21 protein-coding genes and 2 tRNA genes are annotated in these 20,630 nt (G+C 59.5%); 13 read left to right on the top strand and 10 right to left on the bottom strand.

The genetic code is table 11. The features are described from left to right. Nucleotides 1-7: 7 nt before the first annotated feature. The 5 genes from ACQ4W7_RS17320 to ACQ4W7_RS17300 all read right to left on the bottom strand — a co-directional run bounded on the left by ACQ4W7_RS17320 (nucleotide 8) and on the right by ACQ4W7_RS17300 (nucleotide 5,504). Nucleotides 8-2,212 (bottom strand): TonB-dependent receptor, encoded by a 2,205-nt coding sequence (locus ACQ4W7_RS17320; protein ID WP_436532014.1) that lies wholly within the window; start codon nucleotides 2,210-2,212, stop codon nucleotides 8-10. A gap of 148 nt (nucleotides 2,213-2,360) precedes the next feature. After that, the gene (locus ACQ4W7_RS17315; protein WP_436532012.1) at nucleotides 2,361-3,170 is read right to left on the bottom strand and encodes an alpha/beta fold hydrolase; all 810 of its coding nucleotides are present in this window, start codon (nucleotides 3,168-3,170) and stop codon (nucleotides 2,361-2,363) included. A gap of 126 nt (nucleotides 3,171-3,296) precedes the next feature. Further along, nucleotides 3,297-3,935: a TetR/AcrR family transcriptional regulator gene (locus ACQ4W7_RS17310; protein ID WP_426072574.1), complete on the bottom strand. Its 639-nt coding sequence runs from the start codon at nucleotides 3,933-3,935 to the stop codon at nucleotides 3,297-3,299. A 109-nt stretch (nucleotides 3,936-4,044) separates the two neighbouring features. Next, nucleotides 4,045-5,001: a bifunctional helix-turn-helix transcriptional regulator/GNAT family N-acetyltransferase gene (locus ACQ4W7_RS17305; RefSeq protein ID WP_426072573.1), complete on the bottom strand. Its 957-nt coding sequence runs from the start codon at nucleotides 4,999-5,001 to the stop codon at nucleotides 4,045-4,047. A 35-nt stretch (nucleotides 5,002-5,036) separates the two neighbouring features. Beyond that, the gene (locus ACQ4W7_RS17300; RefSeq protein ID WP_436532010.1) at nucleotides 5,037-5,504 is read right to left on the bottom strand and encodes a hypothetical protein; all 468 of its coding nucleotides are present in this window, start codon (nucleotides 5,502-5,504) and stop codon (nucleotides 5,037-5,039) included. 273 nt (nucleotides 5,505-5,777) lie between these two features. Between ACQ4W7_RS17300 and ACQ4W7_RS17295 the strand changes: the two genes are divergently transcribed. The 3 genes from ACQ4W7_RS17295 to ACQ4W7_RS17285 all read left to right on the top strand — a co-directional run bounded on the left by ACQ4W7_RS17295 (nucleotide 5,778) and on the right by ACQ4W7_RS17285 (nucleotide 6,678). Next, the gene (locus ACQ4W7_RS17295; protein WP_436532008.1) at nucleotides 5,778-6,299 is read left to right on the top strand and encodes a DUF1993 domain-containing protein; all 522 of its coding nucleotides are present in this window, start codon (nucleotides 5,778-5,780) and stop codon (nucleotides 6,297-6,299) included. Nucleotides 6,300-6,327: 28 nt separating this feature from the next. After that, nucleotides 6,328-6,468: a hypothetical protein gene (locus tag ACQ4W7_RS17290; protein WP_436532006.1), complete on the top strand. Its 141-nt coding sequence runs from the start codon at nucleotides 6,328-6,330 to the stop codon at nucleotides 6,466-6,468. A gap of 63 nt (nucleotides 6,469-6,531) precedes the next feature. After that, a complete protein-coding gene (locus tag ACQ4W7_RS17285) occupies nucleotides 6,532-6,678 on the top strand; it encodes a hypothetical protein (protein WP_436532004.1) in 147 nt (48 codons plus the stop codon). Between the two features lie 14 nt (nucleotides 6,679-6,692). On the opposite strand, the gene ACQ4W7_RS17280 is transcribed toward ACQ4W7_RS17285, so the two are convergent. Beyond that, on the bottom strand, nucleotides 6,693-7,409 hold the full coding sequence (locus ACQ4W7_RS17280) for an SDR family NAD(P)-dependent oxidoreductase (RefSeq protein ID WP_436532002.1): 717 nt from the start codon (nucleotides 7,407-7,409) through the stop codon (nucleotides 6,693-6,695). A gap of 163 nt (nucleotides 7,410-7,572) precedes the next feature. On the opposite strand from ACQ4W7_RS17280, the gene ACQ4W7_RS17275 reads away from it, so the two are divergent. From ACQ4W7_RS17275 to ACQ4W7_RS17260, 4 genes are all read left to right on the top strand, one after another. Further along, nucleotides 7,573-8,877 (top strand): MFS transporter, encoded by a 1,305-nt coding sequence (locus ACQ4W7_RS17275; RefSeq protein WP_436532000.1) that lies wholly within the window; start codon nucleotides 7,573-7,575, stop codon nucleotides 8,875-8,877. Nucleotides 8,878-9,206: 329 nt separating this feature from the next. Then, on the top strand, nucleotides 9,207-10,787 hold the full coding sequence (locus ACQ4W7_RS17270; protein ID WP_101484104.1) for an isocitrate lyase: 1,581 nt from the start codon (nucleotides 9,207-9,209) through the stop codon (nucleotides 10,785-10,787). Between the two features lie 138 nt (nucleotides 10,788-10,925). After that, nucleotides 10,926-11,108, top strand: coding sequence for a type II toxin-antitoxin system HicA family toxin (locus ACQ4W7_RS17265; protein ID WP_436531998.1), 183 nt, complete (start codon nucleotides 10,926-10,928; stop codon nucleotides 11,106-11,108). A gap of 52 nt (nucleotides 11,109-11,160) precedes the next feature. Then, nucleotides 11,161-11,583, top strand: a complete 423-nt coding sequence (locus tag ACQ4W7_RS17260; protein ID WP_436531996.1) for a type II toxin-antitoxin system HicB family antitoxin — start codon at nucleotides 11,161-11,163, stop codon at nucleotides 11,581-11,583. A 12-nt stretch (nucleotides 11,584-11,595) separates the two neighbouring features. Here the strand turns inward: ACQ4W7_RS17260 and ACQ4W7_RS17255 are convergent, their stop codons facing one another. Next, on the bottom strand, nucleotides 11,596-12,030 hold the full coding sequence (locus tag ACQ4W7_RS17255) for an STY0301 family protein (protein WP_436531994.1): 435 nt from the start codon (nucleotides 12,028-12,030) through the stop codon (nucleotides 11,596-11,598). On the opposite strand from ACQ4W7_RS17255, the gene ACQ4W7_RS17250 reads away from it, so the two are divergent. Next, nucleotides 12,029-12,898 carry a type II toxin-antitoxin system RelE/ParE family toxin gene (locus ACQ4W7_RS17250; protein WP_436531992.1) on the top strand — a complete coding sequence of 290 codons (870 nt, stop codon included), beginning with the start codon at nucleotides 12,029-12,031 and terminating at the stop codon, nucleotides 12,896-12,898. The two genes, ACQ4W7_RS17255 and ACQ4W7_RS17250, sit on opposite strands and share 2 nt — an antisense overlap. Nucleotides 12,899-12,929: 31 nt before the next feature. Continuing rightward, nucleotides 12,930-13,349 (top strand): addiction module antidote protein, encoded by a 420-nt coding sequence (locus ACQ4W7_RS17245; RefSeq protein WP_436531990.1) that lies wholly within the window; start codon nucleotides 12,930-12,932, stop codon nucleotides 13,347-13,349. Nucleotides 13,350-13,788: 439 nt separating this feature from the next. Here ACQ4W7_RS17245 and ACQ4W7_RS17240 read toward each other — a convergent pair. Together ACQ4W7_RS17240 and acs are read right to left on the bottom strand one after the other, a co-directional pair. Next, a tRNA-Ser gene (locus ACQ4W7_RS17240) sits at nucleotides 13,789-13,879 on the bottom strand. Nucleotides 13,880-14,069: 190 nt separating this feature from the next. Beyond that, nucleotides 14,070-16,076 carry an acetate--CoA ligase gene (gene acs, locus ACQ4W7_RS17235; RefSeq protein WP_436531988.1) on the bottom strand — a complete coding sequence of 669 codons (2,007 nt, stop codon included), beginning with the start codon at nucleotides 16,074-16,076 and terminating at the stop codon, nucleotides 14,070-14,072. A 294-nt stretch (nucleotides 16,077-16,370) separates the two neighbouring features. On the opposite strand from acs, the gene ACQ4W7_RS17230 reads away from it, so the two are divergent. The 4 genes from ACQ4W7_RS17230 to ACQ4W7_RS17215 all read left to right on the top strand — a co-directional run bounded on the left by ACQ4W7_RS17230 (nucleotide 16,371) and on the right by ACQ4W7_RS17215 (nucleotide 19,751). Beyond that, a complete protein-coding gene (locus ACQ4W7_RS17230) occupies nucleotides 16,371-16,982 on the top strand; it encodes a YqhA family protein (RefSeq protein WP_426075129.1) in 612 nt (203 codons plus the stop codon). Nucleotides 16,983-17,079: 97 nt separating this feature from the next. Further along, complete coding sequence (locus ACQ4W7_RS17225) at nucleotides 17,080-18,621, top strand: fumarate hydratase (RefSeq protein WP_426075130.1); 1,542 nt, start codon at nucleotides 17,080-17,082, stop codon at nucleotides 18,619-18,621. A 66-nt stretch (nucleotides 18,622-18,687) separates the two neighbouring features. Then, nucleotides 18,688-19,533: a glutamate racemase gene (gene murI / locus ACQ4W7_RS17220; protein ID WP_436531986.1), complete on the top strand. Its 846-nt coding sequence runs from the start codon at nucleotides 18,688-18,690 to the stop codon at nucleotides 19,531-19,533. A gap of 142 nt (nucleotides 19,534-19,675) precedes the next feature. Then, nucleotides 19,676-19,751: transfer RNA gene (locus ACQ4W7_RS17215), tRNA-His, on the top strand. Between the two features lie 144 nt (nucleotides 19,752-19,895). Here ACQ4W7_RS17215 and ACQ4W7_RS17210 read toward each other — a convergent pair. Beyond that, nucleotides 19,896-20,372, bottom strand: coding sequence for a hypothetical protein (locus tag ACQ4W7_RS17210; protein ID WP_426074330.1), 477 nt, complete (start codon nucleotides 20,370-20,372; stop codon nucleotides 19,896-19,898). Nucleotides 20,373-20,630: the final 258 nt, after the last annotated feature.

Here is a 20,630-nt window from a genome sequence, read left to right as displayed (position 1 = left end):
CAACCTCTTAAAATTTATAGCCTGCCTTGGCGATGATTTGGCGCGGTGGAGCGTAGAAACCGTCGAGGATGAACACGGCGGGAATGTTGTAGCCATCCGTGCGGTAGCGTTTATTGCCCAGGTTGCTGCCATGCAGACTGAAGGTCCAGTTCTTTGGCGCTTCCCAGACGACACCCGCCGTCCAGATGCTGTAGCCGCCTTGCGCCAGGGTCTCGCTCAAGTCCGTGGTCGGATACACCTTGCTGCGGTAGCCATAGCCGACCATGCTGCGCAAGGCCCCGCCAAACACATCGCGGTCCGTGCGCGTCAGATTCAAGCCCACTTGCCGACGCGGCGTGTTGCTGAACTTTTGCGTATCCGCAATGTTCTTGCCGCCGCTCATGAACTCGTCATAGCCGGCGTTCAGCAGGGCGAGGAAACCGTTGACCTCCCACTGGCGGTTTGGCCGCCACGAAAATTCGAACTCGGCCCCTTTCACGGTGGCCTTGCCCGCATTCGTAAAGTCGCCATAGAAGCCCGGTACGCCGCCCGGCTGCACATAGCTGGTGAAGACGGACAACTGGATATCCTTGTAGCGGTTGTAGAACAGGGCCACGTTGGCGTCAAACGTATCGTCCGGCGCCGCGTACTTCATGCCCACTTCCAGCGCGTCGAGTTTTTCATCCTTGTAGGGCCGCGCGGAATCGGGCACCACCAGGTTGTTGGCGCGCACGTTGTAGCCGCCCGATTTGAAACCGCGCGACAGGTTGCTGTAGAAATTCGTCGTCTTCGACGCTTCGTAGCGCACGGAGATTTTCGGCGAGGTATTGCTGACCGACAAGGACTTGTCGAAGTCGGCCGCCGTCTGGATGGGCCGCGTAAAGCCCACGTCGGCAAAAGCGCGGTTGAGCACGATGGCGCGCTTTTCCTCGCGCGTGTGGCGCAAGCCCGCATTGATGCTCCACACCTTGCCCAGCGGCCAGGTCCAGTCCGTGTACAGCGCCGTGCTGTCCGTCTCTACCGTGCTGACGGCGGCCGTGAACTGGCGTCCCAGGAAGTTGTTGTAGATGCCGCCGCCGGCCGTGCCTTCGAAGCGGTACAGGCCGATCACGCCGGCGCCGTAGTCGCCGCTGTACGACGCTTGCAATTCCAGGCTCTTCTGCTCGTCGCGCGAGTCGCCGAATACGTCGGCGATGGGCTGCGGCAAGCCGTCGAAGTCGATGGTTTGCTCGGATGTGCTGCGCCGCTTGGCGCCGATCACTTTCACGGACCACTCGTTCGACAGCGCGTAGTTGGCCACCAGCGAGCCGCCACGGTTGTGCGTGAAGTTGTTGCCCGGCATGCCGCTCTGGATGTCATACGCGTCCGTGCTGGCGGGCCGCTTGAGCGGGTCGAAAGCGCTCACGCCCATGCGCTGGAAGCCGCGCACGCCCGATTTGTCGTCCGTGGCGTCCAGGCTCAGCACGACGGTCAAAGGGATACCCTGCGGAAAGTAACCGACGGACAGGCGCGCGGCCGTGCTGTCCTGGTCGCTGACCTGTTCGCCATTGAAGGTGTTGCGGCCGAAGCCGTCGCGGTCCAGCTTGGCAGCCGCCAGGCGCGCGCGCCAGGTGCCGTTCTCGTTGGCCAGATTGAAGGCGGCCTTGAAGTTGCGCTGGTTGTAATTACCGATACCCACTTCCGCCAAAGCGCCGTTTTCCTTCGCCAATGGGCGCGAAATGTACTTGATGGCGCCGCCAATGGTGTTCTTGCCGTACAGGGTGCCTTGCGGGCCGCGCAGCACTTCGATGCGCTGCACGTCGAACACGTCGAGCAGGGCGCCTTGCGGACGAGCCATGTAGACGTCGTCAAAATAAATGCCCACGCCCGGGTCCACGCCCCAGACGGGGTCGGCCTGGCCCACGCCGCGGATGAAAGCCGTCAGGGTGGTGTTCGTGCCGCGCGAAGCGTACACGGTCAGGTTCGGCACACGCTCCTGCAAGTCGGCCAGGTTCTGGATATTCGCCCGTTCCAGGGCCTTGGCGGAAAACGCCGTGACGGCCAGCGGCACGTCCTGCAGCCGCTCTTCGCGGCGGCGGGCGGAAACGGTGACGGTTTCCATGCGTTCTTTCGCATCGCTGGCTTCCTGGGCCGTGCTGGCAGCAGCGGGAGTGGCTTCCTGCGCCTGGGCCTGGGTGGCAAAGGCACCGGCAACGGCGAGGGCGGCGGGCATTAATTTCAAAGCAAGTTTCATAGCGTCTCCAATGTCAGGCTTGCTTGCCACCAGGGAAGACGGCCGGATTCCAGACTCGCAAGACGTAGCGGTACCGGCGCGCGTGTAGCGAGCACCTGCCCTGCGATGACTGTTTCCCGGCTCCCTGCCCGTGTGGCGAGTGGCCTGTTTATTTTGAATGTGTGGCGAGGAAGGACTGCAACAAGGTATTCACACGCTGCGCCTGGTCCAGGGGCGTGGCGTGGCGCGAGTTCGCGATAATCTCGATCTCGCACTGCTGAAACTGTGCGGCAAAGGCCCGCTTGCTGGCGACGGGCGTGTAATCCTGGTCGGCCGCCATGATGAAGACGGGCATGGCCAGGGCCTGGAAATGAATGTCGATGTCCCAGTGGAAAATGGCGTCCAGCGCGGCCAGGTAGGCGCGCTTGTCCATGCCTGCCATCTGCGTGGCGAAGCGCTCGACCAGCGCTTGCTGGGCTGGATCGGGAAACAGTTTCTTGCCGATGATCTTGCCCATGGGCTTCAAGCCCAGGGTGGCAATCACCGTACGGCGCAGCCAGTAGGCAAACAGCAAAGATGCCGGCTTGCTGCCCTGAAACGGCTGGGAATTGATCAGGCACAAACTGGCCACGCGGCCGGGCGCGCGGTTAGCCATTTCCAGGCCCACCATGCCGCCCAGGGAAAAGCCGACGATGTGCGCGCGCGGCACGTCGAGCTGGTCCATCAAGTTGAAGAGGTCGTTGGCAAAGTCGCCGATCTGCCAGTCGCCACCCGGCGCGGGACTGGCGCCATGGCCGCGCATATCGGGCACGATCAGGCGATAACTAATGCCGAGGGCATCGATTTGCGGGCGCCAGTCTTCGCCGCAGGACCCGAGGCCATGCAACAAGAAAACGGGCTCTGACTGCGCGGGCTCGCCCTGCGCCTTGCCGAGGTCGAGGTAATGCAATGGAACATCGGATGTCGTGTGACGCCGCATTCTGTCTCCTTGCTGTTGAACATGCTTTGTGTTCAGGTGCAGGAATCTGTTTTCCTGCTGTTGGAAAACATAATACGGAATCCGAATTCCGATTTCAAGTTAAATCGCTAAATATCTTAGGTTATCTCAAGTCAGGTAATTTAAAGCAACACGCACCAGTTCATCTTCCAGTGCCGCGCCCGATAAAAAGGACAGCGAACCCGTCAGGGTGTGCTGGTTCAAGATGCCCAGCAGCACGGGCGGCACCACCATCATCGCCTGCGTGGGGTTCGGGTGGCGGATGCTGGCCGACTTGCTGGCCAGCACGGCAACCGTGCGTTGCGAGATCAAATGATTTATCTGGTGCACCCTGTCACGAAATTGCGCATCCTGCGACGCGCGCGTGATCAAGGCCCGCAAGACGCCGCTGCGCCCGCCATTCACGGCCACGAACATGGCCACCATGGCGCGGATGAAGTCTTCCAGGCTGCGCGTTTCCCACTGGCGCAGTTCCGTCAGGGTCTCGACCTTTTCCACCATGTCGGAAAAAAAGCGCTGCAGCAGCAAGCGGCTCAAGGTGTCCTTGTCGCCCAGCAAGCGGTAAAAGGTGCCGACCGATGTTTCCGCCAGCCTGGCCAGGTCGGCCACGCCGATTTCATCGAAACGGTTTTCCGCCAGCAACTGTTCGCCCACCAGCAGCAAGCGCTCGAACGCTTGTTTGCTGCGCGCCTGGGTGGGCTCAGGTGGAACGATCATCTGCGGGAAGGGCATCGGGAAGGAAGGCATGCGGCGTCGGCGTCTCTCGATAGTGGAACCTAGGTTCCGTTATTGGGTGCGCGTATTGTAACGCGGGAGACGGCCGATAGGGAGCGCCGCATGGCAAGCCCAACGTGCGCTACCTGCCCTGCCACTCCATGTAGACGTCGGCACGCTGGTAATGGGCATCGCCGGCTGGACGCGCCACGTGCGTAAAACCGCTGCTTTCGTACAGGCGGATGGCGGGCGCCAGCTTGCTGTTCGACTCCAGGAACAGCAGTTGTGCGCCGCTGGCCTCGAAGGCATGGAAGGCCCGTTCGATCAGCCGCCGCGCGATGCCCATACCCTGGCATTCTGGTGTGACAGCCATCTTCGACAGCTCGATGCTGGCGTTGCCGGCACGGATCAGCGCGCAAGTGCCAACGATTTCTCCATCGAGGCGCGCGAGGAAAATCTGCCCGCCAGCGTCGAGGATCGAGCGTTGCGGATCGGACAGCACCATGTCGTCGAGCGCCTCGACATAGAAATAGCGCTCCAGCCAGGCGATATTCAGGCGCTTGAAATCGGCCGCATAGTGGGCGTCGTAGTCGATGATTTCCACGGCGGCCCGTTCGCGCTGGCGCCGGCAGGCGGCGATCGTCTCGCCAAAGCCTTGCGCCTGCAAGCGCGCTTCCGCCCGGTCCACGCTGGCCATCAGCTGCGGTGTGCCTTGCTCGAACACGGCGTCGACGGCCGCGCGCACATCGTCCCACAGGGGCGCCATGTTGCGCAGCAAGGCTTGCCCGGCGTCGGTCAGCGCCAGCAGGCGGCGCCGCTCATCCTTGGCGTCCGGCATTTCCGCCACCACGCCAGCATCGAGCAGCTTGCGCCCCAGTTGCACCACCACCGGGTGCGTCTGCCCGATCTGCGCGGCCAGGGCCGTGATCGCCGTGGGGCCGTTGTCGCGCAGCAGCAATAACAAGGGGAAACAACGCGACGTCAGCTCGACGCCCGCCGCCACATAACTGGTATCGACGCCGGCATACAGTTGATCGGAAAGACGGCGCAGGCGACTGGCCAGCATCAGTGAGCCGTAGGTTTGCAGGTTGGAGGACATGATTAGGGAGATATGCGTAAGTAGTTACGTATATCCTAACTCAAACTTGCCTTCCAGGTCAACCGCAGGCTTAGTTCGTCTTCATCCTCCACCATCGCCGCTTGCCACCCGGCCTGGAATACCGCCTCGGCCATCGTGCCCAGAGTCGGCCACACCTGCGTCAGCCAGCGCTTGCCCTCATCGCTGGGCTCAACGTACAGCGCGCTGCGCGTGGCGCAGTCCAGGCCAATCGCGATGACTTGCCCCGCATCTTCCAGGCCGCCCGCGATCATGGCGGCGATGGGCAAGGCGATCAGCTCGGCGGTCAAATGCGGACGCAGCAGGCAGGCGGGCGCGATGATGGCGAACGATGCATCCACATAACTCCAGCAGTTGGTGGGCCAGTGGGCAGTCTTGACGGCATCGAGGAAGGCCGCGTCGCTGAAGGCATCCGGCTGGGCTTGCGCCTGCGCATAGAAGGCGGCAAGGGCGACGAGTTGTGGCGGGGAAGTCCAGGTGGGCATCGGTCATTGGTCCAGGCAAGCTGCGCCAGGCTGGCGGCAAAGGCGGACTGTAGCATGTTCAATCGGCACGCTGAAACATGGCTGGCCCGGGCATAATGCTGGCATCGCTCTTGCCCCTCTATGTGTGCATGCCGACCGCCCTTGAACTCTGGAAGGCCGAACTATTCAATGTGGGCGCCTGAGCGCAAGGCCGCATGCCAAGCTTCGCGCCGTTTGCGCAAGAGCCGCGCGCCTTTCCGCTCCCAACTCATCCCCAACTACATGAGGAAGTCCATGTCGGTCTACGCCATCACCATCGCCTGCTTTGCACAGATGCTGCGCTCCCTGACAACGCTGTTGACTAAAGGCGAGGAACGCGCCCAGGCACTAGAGTTTGAGGTACAAAATCTGCTCGACGCACGGCTGGCGCCCGACATGCACACCCTGGCGCGGCAGGTGGAATTCACCTGCACCCAGGCGCAGGAAGCCGTGTGCCGGCTGACGCAGCAGGCGCTGCCCCAACTCGCCACGCCCGCCAACATGCGGCAAGCCAAGGCGTTGATCGAGGATACCCTGGCGATGCTCGCCTCGGCGGACCGCGCAGTGATCAACGCTGGCGCAGAGCGGCAAGTATCGATCACCCTGGCCGACGGCCTGAGCTTCGACATGACGGGCCAGGAATACGCGCTCAACTGGGCCACGCCGCAATTCTATTTTCACCTGGTGACGGCCTACAACATCCTGCGCCATAACGGCGTGCCGCTAGGCAAGGCCGAATATGTGCAGCATATGTTTGCGTATGCGCGCCAACCATAATTACTGTATAGATGAAGGAAGGAAAGCAATGCTGCTATCACTCGACGATCCCATCTGGCCCACCCTGGAAGGCGGCTACCGCATGCCTTACGACGTGGCCGAGGCGCTCAAGGCCATGCAGGCGGGCGAAGACCTGTGGCATGAGCTGTGGGAAGAGCCGCACCACTAGGTAGCCTGGGCGCAACTACCCGCCATCGCCGCGCGCGACCTGCAGGGTCAACTCGACCCCGTCATGCTGGAAGCCGTGCTCGCCGTGCTTGCCCTTGCCAAGGACAAGCTGCGGCTGGGCGCCCTGCTGCTGCAAATGGACTCCTCCGAAGTGGATGACTGGCTGGAAGAGCGTCTCGGCTGGTCCGAGGTCTACGGCAAAGACGCGTAAAGCTTGGAAATAAGCTAGAAACGCTCGTCGCGCAGCGCCGGCAGCACCAGTTCGCGCACGAACGAGGCATTCGATAGGCTCAGCAGCATACGCCCGACGGCAACGACATCATGCACGGGGATCAGCTCGCCCTCGCCCCGCGCGGCGGCGTCCGCCAGCGGCACCGACAAGCCATCGTAGGTATTCAGGTAACCCAGTTGCAGCGCCGTCACGGCCAGTCCCTGCGTGCAGAAACCTTCACGCAAGGCGGCGGCGATGCCGTTCAGGGCGAATTTCGAGGCGCTGAACGTCACTTCCGGGCGGCCGCTCTGGCGCAGGCCGGACGTCGACCCCGTGAGTATCAGCTGCGGCTTGCTGCTGGCCAGCAAGCGGGGTACCAGGCGCTTGAGCAGCAAAATGGTCGCCGTGATGTTGGTATTGACCATGTCGACGATGGCCTCGTCCGCATCATCGAGAAAAGCGTAGTCGTCGCTGAAGGCCTTTTCTTCCCATACGCCCAGGTTGTAGATGACCGCGTCCAGCGCGGCAGGTGCCTGGCGCGCAATGCGTTCGACGGCATCGGTCGGCACAGCCAGGTCCGCCGCGATCCATTGCAGCTGCGTGCCCTGCCCTGCGGGCAAGTCGGCAGGCTGCTGGCGCGATACGCCGATGACGGTGTGCCCGTCAGCGAGCAAGCCATCCACCAGCGCGCGCCCCAGGCCCCGGCTGGTGCCCACGTTCATGATATGCATACTGTGTCCTTTCCAATGAAGTCCACGCTGATGATAGCGGCGTTGTATTAAGCACTTGTATTAAGCACAGCTGAGGCGACTGCCCATCCCACGCGTTTACTCACGCGGCGGAAATGCGTATGCTAGGTCCGGCAATCTCCGATAACACACAAGAACGAGACACATGCCTACTTCCAACACCGCCGCAATCGACGCCGCAAGCCGTCCCCTCACCCAACAAGACTATAAAACCCTGTCGCTGGCCGCCCTGGGTGGCGCGCTGGAATTCTACGATTTCATCATCTTCGTCTTCTTCGCCAATGCCATCGGCCAGCTGTTCTTTCCGCCGGAAATGCCGGAATGGCTGCGTTTGCTGCAAACCTTCGGCATCTTCGCCGCCGGCTACGTGGTGCGCCCGCTTGGGGGCATCGTCATGGCCCACTTCGGCGACTTGCTGGGCCGCAAGCGCATGTTCACCCTGTCCATCCTGATGATGGCGGTGCCGACACTGCTGATCGGCCTGCTGCCGACGTACGCCACCATCGGCCTGGCCGCCCCGCTGCTGTTGCTGCTGATGCGCATCTTCCAGGGCGCGGCCGTGGGCGGCGAAGTACCGGGCGCCTGGGTGTTTGTCTCGGAACACGTGCCCAGCCGTTTCACGGGCTTTGCCTGTGGCACGCTGACGGCCGGCCTGACGGTGGGCATCCTGCTCGGTTCGCTCGTGGCGACGGGCTTGAACACCGTCTACACACCGGAAGAAGTAACGGGCGGCGCCTGGCGCTATCCGTTCTTGCTGGGCGGCATCTTCGGCTTCGGCGCCATGTATTTGCGCCGCTGGCTGCATGAAACCCCCGTCTTCGCGGAAATGCAGCAGCGCAAGGCCCTGTCCACGGAAATGCCATTGAAAGCCGTATTGCGCAGCCACCGCGGCGCTGTCGCCGTGTCGATGCTGCTGACGTGGATGTTGTCGGCCGGCATCGTCGTCGTCATTTTGATGACGCCTGCCCTGCTGCAAAAGATCCACCACATCGCCCCGCGCACCACTCTGGTGGCCAATAGCATGGCGACGCTGTGCCTGGCCTTCGGCTGCATCATCGCCGGCATGCTGGCCGACCGCCTGGGCGGCAAGCGCGTGATCTTCGTCGGCTCCGTGCTGCTGGCCATCAGTACCTATATTTTCTACACCACCATCGGCAGCCGCCCCGACCTGCTGCTGCCCCTGTACGCCATGACGGGCCTGTGCGTCGGCGTCGTCGGCGCCGTGCCTTACGTGCTGGTGCAAGCGTTTCCAGCTCAGGTACGCTTTTCTGGACTCTCGTTTTCCTACAACTTGTCATACGCGATTTTCGGCGGCCTGACGCCGGTGGTCGTGACCCTGATGCTGAAGAACAACGTGCTGGGCCCCGCCTACTACGTGATCGGCGTGTGCGTGATCGGCATGCTGACGGCGCTGTTCATCAAGGACCAACGGCAGACCGTGGGACGGTAGATCAGCCGCCTGCGGCGCAAGCCACCTTCGGGTGGCTTTTTTACACCCCGATTTGTCGCGCTGCACCAAAATCTGAAAAGGCGTTTCACATTACGGGATTTCAAACAGCGGACTCAGCCATTAATGCTCTCGCTTTTTGAAAATTCATTCCACATCGCAAAAAATACAAATTAAGTCGTTGAAAAACAAGGAATAAATTTAAGTTATATGTCTTATATAAGACTTGAACATCGGCGCCAATCGGCCTACTATTTAGTCATGCAGTTCGCATCGACAAAGCGGCGCACTCGACGATTTTCTCAAACTTAGTTTTTCTTTAGGAGATACACATGTCCCAATATCAAGACGACATCAAGGCTGTTGCCGGTTTGAAAGAGCAACAAGGTAGCGCATGGAATGCCATCAATCCCGAGTCCGCCGCCCGCATGCGCGCCCAGAACAAATTCAAGACCGGCCTGGACATTGCCCGCTACACGGCCAAGATCATGCGCAACGACATGGCTGCCTACGATGCGGACCCCTCCAAGTACACACAGTCGCTCGGCTGCTGGCATGGTTTCATCGGTCAACAAAAGATGATCTCGATCAAGAAGCACTTCAACAGCACCGACCGCCGCTACCTCTACCTGTCCGGCTGGATGGTCGCTGCCCTGCGCTCCGAGTTTGGCCCGCTGCCAGACCAGTCGATGCATGAAAAAACCGCCGTCACCAGCTTGATCCGCGAGTTGTACACATTCCTGCGCCAGGCTGATGCCCGCGAACTGGGCGGCCTGTTCCGCCAGCTGGACGCCGCCCAAGGTGCTGAGAAACAAGCGATCCAGGCCAAGATCGACGGCCATGTGACCCACGTCGTGCCCATCATCGCCGACATCGACGCCGGTTTCGGCAATGCCGAAGCGACCTATTTGCTGGCAAAACAATTCATCGAAGCGGGCGCCTGCTGCATCCAGATCGAAAACCAGGTATCCGACGAGAAACAATGCGGCCACCAGGACGGTAAAGTCACGGTACCGCACGAAGACTTCCTGGCCAAGATCCGCGCCATCCGCTACGCTTTCCTGGAACTGGGCGTGGACGACGGCATCATCGTCGCCCGCACCGATTCGCTGGGCGCCGGCCTGACCAAGCAGATCGCCGTCACCAATGAACCAGGCGACCTGGGCGACCAATACAATGCCTTCCTCGACTGCGAAGAAGTGTCGGCCGACGCGCTGGGCAATGGCGACGTCATCATCAAGCGCGAAGGCAAGCTGCTGCGTCCGAAACGCCTGCCGAGCAACCTGTTTCAGTTCCGCGCCGGTTCCGGCGAAGAGCGTTGCGTGCTGGACTGCATCACCTCGCTGCAAAACGGCGCCGACCTGCTGTGGATCGAAACGGAAAAACCGCATATCGCGCAAATCGGCGGCATGGTCAGCGAAATCCGCAAGGTCATCCCGAACGCCAAGCTGGTGTACAACAATAGCCCATCGTTCAACTGGACCCTGAACTTCCGCCAGCAGGTGTATGACATCATGAAGGCCGACGGCAAGGACGTGTCCGCCTACGAACGCACCCAGCTGATGAGCGTGGAATACGACCAGACGGAATTGGCGATCACGGCCGACGAGAAAATCCGCACTTTCCAGGCCGACTCGGCCCGCGAAGCCGGCATCTTCCATCACCTGATCACCCTGCCTACCTACCACACGGCCGCCTTGTCGACCGACAACCTGGCCAAGGAATACTTCGGCGACCAAGGCATGCTGGGCTACGTGGCCGGCGTGCAGCGCAAGGAAATCCGCCAGGGCATCGCCTGCGTGAAACATCAAAACATGTCCGGCTCGGACATCGGCGACGATCACAAGGATTACTTCAGCGGCGAAGCCGCGCTGAAGGCTGCTGGTAAAGACAACACCATGAACCAGTTCTAAGTTTTTGGTTTGGCTGTAGAGTGAAAAACCCGCTTCGGCGGGTTTTTTGCGTCTGAACCTTGCGTGACGTCAGCCCCGGAATACACACTTATACACATTCTGTGTATGATTACACAAAGCGGCACTTGGGAGCGGCACATGAACTCAAGTCATTTGATCCGGATGCTGAAAGAAGATGGATGGGAAGAAGTACGCGTCAAAGGCAGCCACCATCACTTCAAACATGCTGAAAAGCCTGGCTTGGTGACGGTGCCACATCCGAAAAAAGACCTGCCTGTCGGCACATGGAACAGCATATTAAGGTCTGCTGGATTGAAGTGAGAAAGCTACTGCGTGTTGCAGAGTTCGACAAATAGTGAGTGAGGGACTAGCAATGGATATCCCCGTTGTCATTTTTAAAGATGCCGGTAGTGTGTACGGCGTAAATGTCCCCGACATCAAAGGCGTCCACTCGTGGGGCGACAGCGTGGAAGACGCGCTCAACAACGTCCGGGCAGCCATCACCAGCCACATCGAGACACTGCTGGAGTTGGGCGAACCCGTGGATATCACGCAAAGCAAGATCGAAGCCCTGCAGGCAAATCCTGAGCATGTGGGCGGCATCTGGGCATTGGTACACCTTGACCTTGAAAAACTCGATAGCAAGCCCGAACGCATCAACATCAGCCTGCCACGCTTTGTGTTGAGCAAAATCGACCGCTATGCGGCGGCGCGACACGAGACGCGCAGCGGCTTGCTGTCGCGTGCGGCACTCAGCTTGATCGAGGCCGAAGCCAAGGGCGGTGGAGCTCGGTGATGCCAAAATGACTTAACGGCAGTCGATATCGATCTCGTTCTGCCCGGCCTTGCGGCCCTTTCTGTAGGTGAATTCGCACATGCTGACACTGTCGTCCATCTTTCTTGACAGTGTTACTTCACCATGCACGCCGTAACGGCATTGCAACCACTTGCCTTCTGGATAGCTGCCTTCCAGACGATAGCTGAGTGTCGTGTGCCCTTTCTTCTTGCGTTCGCCGCTGGGCACGAGCTGCCCCCGGCGCTCCGGCGCGCCATCGATAGGCGCCGCTGCACTCAGGTAGAGCGGACTGTCAATATACGATGTCCAGCCAGCCGGTACGGCATCCAGTTTGATGGAGGTCGCAGGCACGCTCGTCGGGCAAGCGAGCGATGTGGCCACGGCGGCGTGCGCGAACACAGGAAAAATACAGCAGGCGGCGCCGGTCAACAAACGTTTATGTTGCATGGACTCCCCTCTATTCGATGACGAAAAAAGCATCGGCATTGTTGCTGGGGTCGATATGCAAGCCATTCTTTTACTGGCCTTTGGAACGCAAGGTGCGCGAAGTCACGATGCCCGGGCGCTTGCCCGTCCACTGATCCATGACAATGATCCCGTCCAGCGCCTGCCCCATGTACAAGGCCGCGTGATTGCCTTGTTGATGATTCGCATACTTCCCGTTGATAAACGTGGCAATGGCTGTGCCTTTGCGCAGCAAACGATTTCCCAGCACTACCTCCCCCTGCTTCCAGGCCAACGTGGCCGGCGCGCCCGCGTAGTGACGGACCAGCGCAACGCATTGATGATTGCCGACCATGATGGTTTTTTCCAGGTCGGCGACTTTGGTGTAGGCGTGGGACATGGGGTTCTCCTGGCTTTATGGGAGAGGCTTACGATACATGGGAGAAACTATGGGGAAATTGAGAAGGGACAAGGTTTGCGGGGGAATAAAGCTTACTCAAATTTGATTGCGCATCTGTATTCGAATGAATACAATGAATTCATGAAGACGGTCAAAAAAACCAGGTACTTCAGTAACTGGTTGTCCGAGATCAAGGATGACAAGACAAAGGCAATCATCGCTCAGCACATTGTCCGGCTGGTAAATGGGCTGGGTGACGTGAAGGCGCTTGGTGGTGGCATCCGTGAATTGCGCATTGATGTAGGCCCAGGTTGGCGTGTCTACTTCATTGAAGTTGAAGGGTACGTGATCGTGCTGCTCGTGGGAGGCAAGAAGAGTACCCAGGCTGCCGATATCAAGAAGGCCAGGCAGATGGTCAAGGAATTGAAGAAATCTGCTGCAGCGGAATCCACCGCAAGACCGACAAAATAATAGCGAACCGAAGCAATACAGGAGGTGAATCATGAATGAGCACAACATCACGCTGTCTGACCTTGAAGCGCTGGATCTGGAGGACTTCGACCCAGCGGAATACATCACCAGCGATGAAGCAGCCGCCGCATACATCACGCAAGCGCTGGCAAGCAACGATGCCGCCATATTTGCCGCCGCAATCGGCGATATCGCCCGTGCGCGCGGCATGAGCGAAATCGCCATGGCGGCTGGCTTGGGCCGCGAGAGCCTGTACAAGGCACTGCGCCCGAATAGTCAGCCGCGCATGGAAACCATGACCCGCGTACTTGGTGCGCTTGGGATGCGGCTGGTGGCGGAGGTTATTGAGCCTGGGAAGGGGGATGCGGTGGATGGCGTTGCAAAAAAAGAGGTGGCTATGAAACCGCGCTCGCAGGGCAAGCCGGCGGTAGCGAAGCCAGCAGCTGCCTAGGGCTAGGTCTGTCATTCGGACACGGACTGATGCTTTGGGCGCCGTAGAAGCCTATTGGGGCCTTGTCGGCATGAGTTCATAGCCTATCAGGGGGATTCGAAGGGTCGGATCTACCTGCCCTCTTCGAATCGACCAACCGGCACGAGCCGGGGTCAGGCACGAGCCGGCACGAGCCGGGGTCAGGTCCGCTATTTGGACGCGGACTTATGCATTGGGCGCCGTAAAAGCCAGCTCAGTCGAAACCTAATTAGAACCACGAACGCGCGCCGCAGGCGCGCGAAGCTGCCGCGCAGCGGCAGCAGTCAGTAGATTCGGAGAGGGCCGGGCCAGTAGGCCCGACCCTTCGAATCCCCCGCGCACGCCCCGCAGGGGGCGTGCTTCTCTCCGCGTACAGACGAAAAAAAAAGCTACCCAAGGGTAGCTTTTTCTTTTTCGTCTGTGGCGGAGAGAGGGGGATTCGAACCCCCGATAGAGTATTACCCTATACACGCTTTCCAGGCGTGCGCCTTCAGCCGCTCAGCCATCTCTCCTGAAGGCAATGCGCGCGTCTTGCTTGCTCACATTGTGTACTGCATATCGCTTGTCGCGAAGCCGCAGATTATAGCAAAGATTCTACAGACTGCCAAAGTTATTTACCCGGGGGTAAAAGTTTGGCCAGGCCCGCCGGAAAGATGCGCGCCGGTGGTGCGCACGGCCCTTCCGGAGGCACTGACCTGTCAATTAAGACGTTTCTTTCAGCTGATCCAGGATAGCCGGGTTTTCCAGGGTCGAGACGTCTTGCGTGATCGTTTCGCCCTTGGCCAGCACGCGCAGCAGGCGGCGCATGATTTTGCCGGAGCGGGTTTTCGGCAGGTTGTCGCCGAAACGGATTTCCTTTGGTTTGGCAATCGGTCCGATTTCCTTGCCTACCCAGTTGCGTAGCTCCAGGGCCAGCTTCTTCGCTTCGTCGCCGGTCGGACGCGCCTGCTTGAGCACCACGAAGGCGCAGATCGATTCGCCTGTCGTGTCGTCCGGACGGCCCACCACGGCCGCTTCGGCCACCAGCGGGTTGGCGACCAGGGCCGATTCGATTTCCATCGTGCCCATGCGGTGGCCCGACACGTTCAGCACGTCATCGATGCGGCCCGTGATCGTAAAGTAGCCGGTGTCCTTGTTGCGGATGGCGCCGTCGCCTGCCAGGTACATCTTGCCACCCAGCTCTTCCGGGAAGTAGCTGGACTTGAAACGCTCGGGGTTGTTCCAGATCGTGCGGATCATCGATGGCCATGGACGCTTCACCACCAGAATGCCGCCTTGGCCGTTCGGCACGTCCTGGCCCGCCTCGTCAACGATGGCGGCCATGATACCCGGCAATGGCAGGGTGCAAGAACCGGGCACCATCGGCGTGGCGCCAGGCAACGGGGTGATCATGTGGCCACCCGTTTCCGTTTGCCAGAAGGTATCGACGATCGGGCATTTCTCGCCGCCGATGTGCTTGTAGTACCACATCCACGCTTCCGGATTGATCGGCTCGCCAACCGTACCCAGCAGGCGCAGGCTGGTCAGGTCGTAATTCTTCGGATGGACTTTCGGGTCCACGTCGGCCGCCTTGATCAGCGAACGGATGGCCGTAGGTGCCGTGTAGAAGATGCTGACGTTGTGCTTCTTGATGGTTTCCCAGAAACGGCCCGCGTTCGGGTAGGTCGGGATGCCTTCGAACACCACTTGCGTGGCGCCCACGGCCATCGGGCCATACGCGATGTAGCTATGGCCCGTCACCCAGCCGATGTCGGCCGTGCACCAGAACACGTCGTCCGGCTTGATGTCGAAACTCCACTTCATCGTCAGCGCGGCCCACAGCAGGTAACCGCCGCTCGAATGCTGCACGCCCTTCGGCGTGCCGGTGGAACCCGACGTATAGAGAATAAACAGTGGATGCTCGGCATCGACCCATTCCGGTTCGCATTGCGCGCTCTGGCCTTCGACCAGCTCGTGCAGCCACGTGTCGCGGCCGGCCACCATCGGCAAGTCGCTGCCCGTGCGCTGGTAGACGATGACGTTTTTGACGCAATCGCAGCCGCCCAGCGCCAGCGCTTCGTCGACGATGGATTTCAATGGCAGCTTCTTGCCGCCGCGCAGTTGCTCGTCGCCCGTGATGACGGCCACGGCGCCCGCGTCGATGATGCGCTCCTGCAAGGATTTCGCCGAGAAACCGCCGAAGACCACGGAATGCGTGGCGCCGATGCGTGCGCAGGCTTGCATTGCGGCAACACCTTCGACGGACATCGACATATAGATGATGACGCGGTCACCCTTGGTAATACCTTTGGCTTTCAAGCCGTTGGCGAATTTGCAGACTTTTTCGTGCAATTCTGTATACGTTGCCTTGGTGACGCTGCCGTCGTCCGCTTCGAAGATGATGGCCGTCTTGTCGCCGAGGCCATTTTCAATGTTGCGGTCCAGGCAGTTGTAGGACACGTTCAGCTGGCCGTCTTCGAACCATTTGTAGAATGGGGCGTTGTCTTCGTTCAGGGTGCGGGTGAACGGCTTTTTCCAGCTCAGGTTTTCACGCGCAAGCTTGGCCCAGAAGCCTTCGTAGTCGCGTTCGGCATCCGCCACCATGGCGCGGTAAGCGTCCATGCCGGAAATCGTTGCCTGTGCGGCAAACGCTGCCGACGGTTGAAATACGCGTGACTCTTCCGGTCCCTGCTGCTCAGTGCCCTGCCCTTGGTTCTCTATAGCGGCCATGCTAGTCTCCAGTGTAGTAATTGTTTGCTAACACCATATTCCTGATGTCTTACTGACGCCTTACATGCAGCGTTTTCCTCGATCCATTCTAACCATAATCGCCACAGGCGATGGGCGTCAAGGGCGCGCCGTCCAGCATTCTGGACGGAAAAACTGATAACACGCTAACTACTTGATGCCACTTTGTGTTTCATCAAGGCCAATAATCCAAATCGAGGGCATGCGCAGTGATCAGCAGCAAGTGTAAAATGTCGGGCATACCAAAAATTGGTATTTACTCCCAGGAAACTCCAGATGATCGACCATTCACAAAAACCCAAACATAGCAAACTGCACCCCCTGTCCGCCTTCATCTTCATGTCGCGCTGGCTGCAGCTGCCGCTGTACCTGGGCTTGATCCTCGCCCAATGCGTGTACGTATTTCACTTCTGGGTGGAACTGTCGGACCTGATCGGCGCCGTATTCGGCAATGACGCGGCCCTGCAACACGTGCTGACGGCCGTGGCCGTACCAGGCAGCGCCCTGCCGACCAAGCTCAATGAAGCGACCATCATGCTGGTGGTATTGGGCTTGATCGACGTGGTCATGATCTCGAATCTGTTGATCATGGTCATCATCGGCGGCTACGAAACGTTTGTCTCGCGCATGCACCTCGATGACCACCCGGACCAGCCGGAATGGTTGTCGCATGTCAATGCATCCGTGCTGAAGACGAAATTGGCGATGGCCATCATCGGTATCTCGTCCATCCACCTGCTGAAGACCTTCATCAATGCCAACTCGTACAAGATCGAAGTGATCATCGCGCAAACCGTGATCCATATGGTCTTCATCCTGTCGGCCATGGCGATTGCCTACACGGACCGCATCATGACGGTCACGCAAAACCAGGCACGCCCCCATTGAACCAAAAGCCCATGGCTGCCAGCGGCGGTCATGGGCTTTGTCTATCTGATGCAGTAATCAGTAAAGTCTTACCCTTCTTATCCACCGCGAGAACACCATGACTGTCATAAAGCAAGAAGACCTGATCGAATCCGTCGCCGCAGCGTTGCAGTACATTAGCTACTACCACCCTGCTGATTACATCGAGCACCTGGCGCGCGCCTACGCGGCCGAGCAAAGCCCGGCGGCAAAAGATGCGATCGCGCAAATCCTGACCAACTCGCGCATGTGCGCGGAAGGCAAGCGTCCGATTTGCCAGGACACGGGTATCGTCAATGTCTTCCTGAAAATCGGCATGGGCGTGCGCTTCGAAGGCTTCTCCGGCACCGTCACCGACGCCGTCAACGAAGGCGTGCGCCGCGCGTACAACTTCGACGACAACAAGCTGCGCGCCTCCATCGTGGCCGACCCGCATTTCGACCGCAAGAACACCAAGGACAACACGCCAGCCGTGGTGCACATGGAACTGGTCGAAGGCAATACCGTCGACGTGAAAGTCGCGGCCAAGGGCGGCGGCTCGGAAAACAAGTCGAAGATGATCATGATGAACCCGTCCGATTCGCTGGTGGACTGGGTCATGAAAACAGTGCCGACCATGGGCGCCGGCTGGTGCCCGCCTGGCATGCTGGGCATCGGCATCGGCGGCACAGCTGAAAAAGCCATGCTGATGGCCAAGGAAGTGTTGATGGAAGACATCGACATGTTTGAGCTGAAACAACGTGGCCCGCAAAACAAGCTGGAAGAATTGCGTATCGAGCTGTGCGACAAGATCAATTCTCTGGGCATCGGCGCGCAAGGCCTGGGCGGCTTGACGACCGTGCTCGACGTGAAAATCATGATGCACCCGACGCACGCCGCGTCGAAACCTGTCGCCATGATCCCGAACTGCGCCGCCACGCGCCACGGCCACTTCGTGCTCGATGGCTCAGGCCCTGCCTACATGACGCCGCCATCGCTGTCGTCATGGCCGGAAGTGCACTGGACGCCGGACACGGAAAAATCCAAGCGCGTTGACCTCAATACCCTGACGAAAGAAGAAGTCGCTTCGTGGACGCCGGGCCAGACCTTGCTGTTGAACGGCAAGATGCTGACGGGCCGCGACGCCGCGCACAAGCGCATCCAGGACATGCTGGCCCGCGGCGAAGAATTGCCAGTCGACTTCAAGAACCGCGTGATCTACTACGTCGGCCCGGTCGACCCGGTGCGCGACGAAGCCGTCGGCCCGGCCGGTCCGACGACCGCCACGCGCATGGACAAGTTCACCGACATGATGCTGGAAAAAACGGGCTTGATCGCCATGATCGGCAAGGCCGAGCGCGGCCCTGTCGCCATCGAATCGATCCAGCGGCACCAGTCGGCCTACCTGATGGCTGTCGGCGGCGCCGCTTATCTGGTGTCGAAAGCCATCAAGCACGCCAAGGTGCTGGGCTTTGCCGACATGGGCATGGAAGCGATCTACGAATTCGACGTCGTCGACATGCCGGTGACGGTGGCCGTGGATGCGAAAGGCACCTCGGTGCACAACACGGGGCCGAAAGAATGGCAGGCGAAGATCGAGCAACTCAATAGCGTCAGCAAGATTCCCGTGACGATCGCTTAAACAAGCACTACCATAGACGCCGCGCGGCAACATCAGCGCGGCGTTTTTTATCCTCAACGGTTCCCTATGACTTTTACAGCAAGCACTGCCCGCCCGGACGCCCCCATCGGCATTTTTGACTCCGGCGTGGGCGGCCTGTCGGTGCTGCGCCATATCCGCGCGCAGCTGCCGCAGGAAGACCTGATTTACTTTGCCGATTCCGCCCATGCGCCATATGGCGACAAGACGGAACAACAGGTGATCGACCGCTCACTGGCCGTTGCCAGCTATCTGTTGCTGCAAGGCGCCAAAGCGCTGGTAGTGGCGTGCAACACGGCCACCATCGTCGCCATCAAGGCGCTGCGCGCGCGCTATCCCGACCTGCCCATCGTCGGCGTCGAACCAGGTTTGAAACCGGCAGCCGCCATCAGCCGCAACGGCAGGATCGGGGTGCTCGCCACCGAGCGCACCTTGCGCGGCGACAAACTGCTGGCTTTGCGCGAACAGGTCAGCAACGCGACCGGTGCCACGTTCCTTTTGCAACCTTGCGTTGGCCTGGTCGAACGCATCGAACAGTCAGCTATGGGCAGCGACCCACTGGATGCCACCAGCACCATGCTGGAACGCTATATCGCGCCCCTGCTGGCGCAAGGCGTCGATACGCTTGTGCTCGGTTGCACGCACTACCCCTTCGTGCAGGATGCCATAGCACGCACGGTGCGCGCGCATACGCAGGAACAGATCACCCTGGTCGACACCGGCGACGCCGTGGCGCGCCAGCTGGCCCGCTTGCTGGACGCTGCAAGCTTGCGCCGCACCAACAACGACGCACCGCGACTGCAGGGCTACACGACCGCCAGTGTCGAAGCCTTGGCGCAAGCCTTCGCCGGTTTGCTGGACTTGCAGCCGCCCGTCGCACACCTGTCCGTGTGAGTGGTGTGAGTAATAGCGACCGTTTTCATGCAATCTTTCGATTCTTTAAAAAAGACTGCATTTAGATTTGCCACTTCGCCGAGTTCTTTGTATAATTCGGCACCTGTTCAGCAAAACAGCTAAACAGGCAAGTAAGACAGTGGTGGCTGTAGCTCAGTTGGTAGAGTCCAGGATTGTGATTCCTGTTGTCGTGGGTTCGAGCCCCATCAGCCACCCCACAGAATAAGTAAGAAAATCAAAGGGTTACATGCTTCGGCTTGTAACCTTTTTTTATTTTCAGGATGATTCCTTGCGAGCATCATCGCACAGGTTAATGACAGACAGCCAAGACTATCCGTCAGCCCACACAGGGTCGCCCGATTTTACGATTTCGCCGCCAGCGCAGGGTGCTGCGCATCGACACAATAACCATTCCAGTACACTTCCTCGAACGAGGTCAGGGAAATCCCTTTTTTTGACGCCTCCCTGTCCTGCATGCTGGCTTCATCCATCTCGACAATATACGTGTTAAAGGTGTTGAGCTTTTCATTATCGGCACTGACGGAAACAAAACGCGTGCCGCCGGTATATGCCCCGAAGCCATTCTTGCCGTCAACGATACCGCACACGACGATTTCCATCGTTTCGCTATCCTTGCGCTTGTGAACGAGATACGAGGAGCGGATCACCGTCGAATCGGGATCTTTCATTTTCGCCTTCAATGCCTTGAGGGCATCGTCCTTTGCCCAGCCATCGGGTCCGGCCATCTTGTTACGCACATAATAACCTGCAGCCATTAGCGATGGCACACCAATAACGAGCACCACCACAGCAATAAGCAACCACTTCAGAAATTTCATACCCACCCTTCAAAGACCAATATCAGAGAAGGCACCGGCCGTGCGAATACACTGCCAGCGAGCAATAAAACTATCGCATGATCATTTGGATATGTATGAATGTCAACTTCTAAGATCCCCGGCACTCGCACACCAAGTTTGGCCAGCTTGCTCACGGCACCAGAATCCCCTGGAGCCAATAGCAACACGTTCGGAACAAGAATTGTGCGAACGCAAAGAGAGACACCGGTGCGGAAGCCGTGCGTATGCTTGCGCATG

It is taken from the genome of Janthinobacterium algoris, assembly GCF_051380935.1.
GTDB lineage: Bacteria > Pseudomonadota > Gammaproteobacteria > Burkholderiales > Burkholderiaceae_D > Janthinobacterium.
This window is presented reverse-complemented; position numbering and strand designations above follow the sequence as displayed.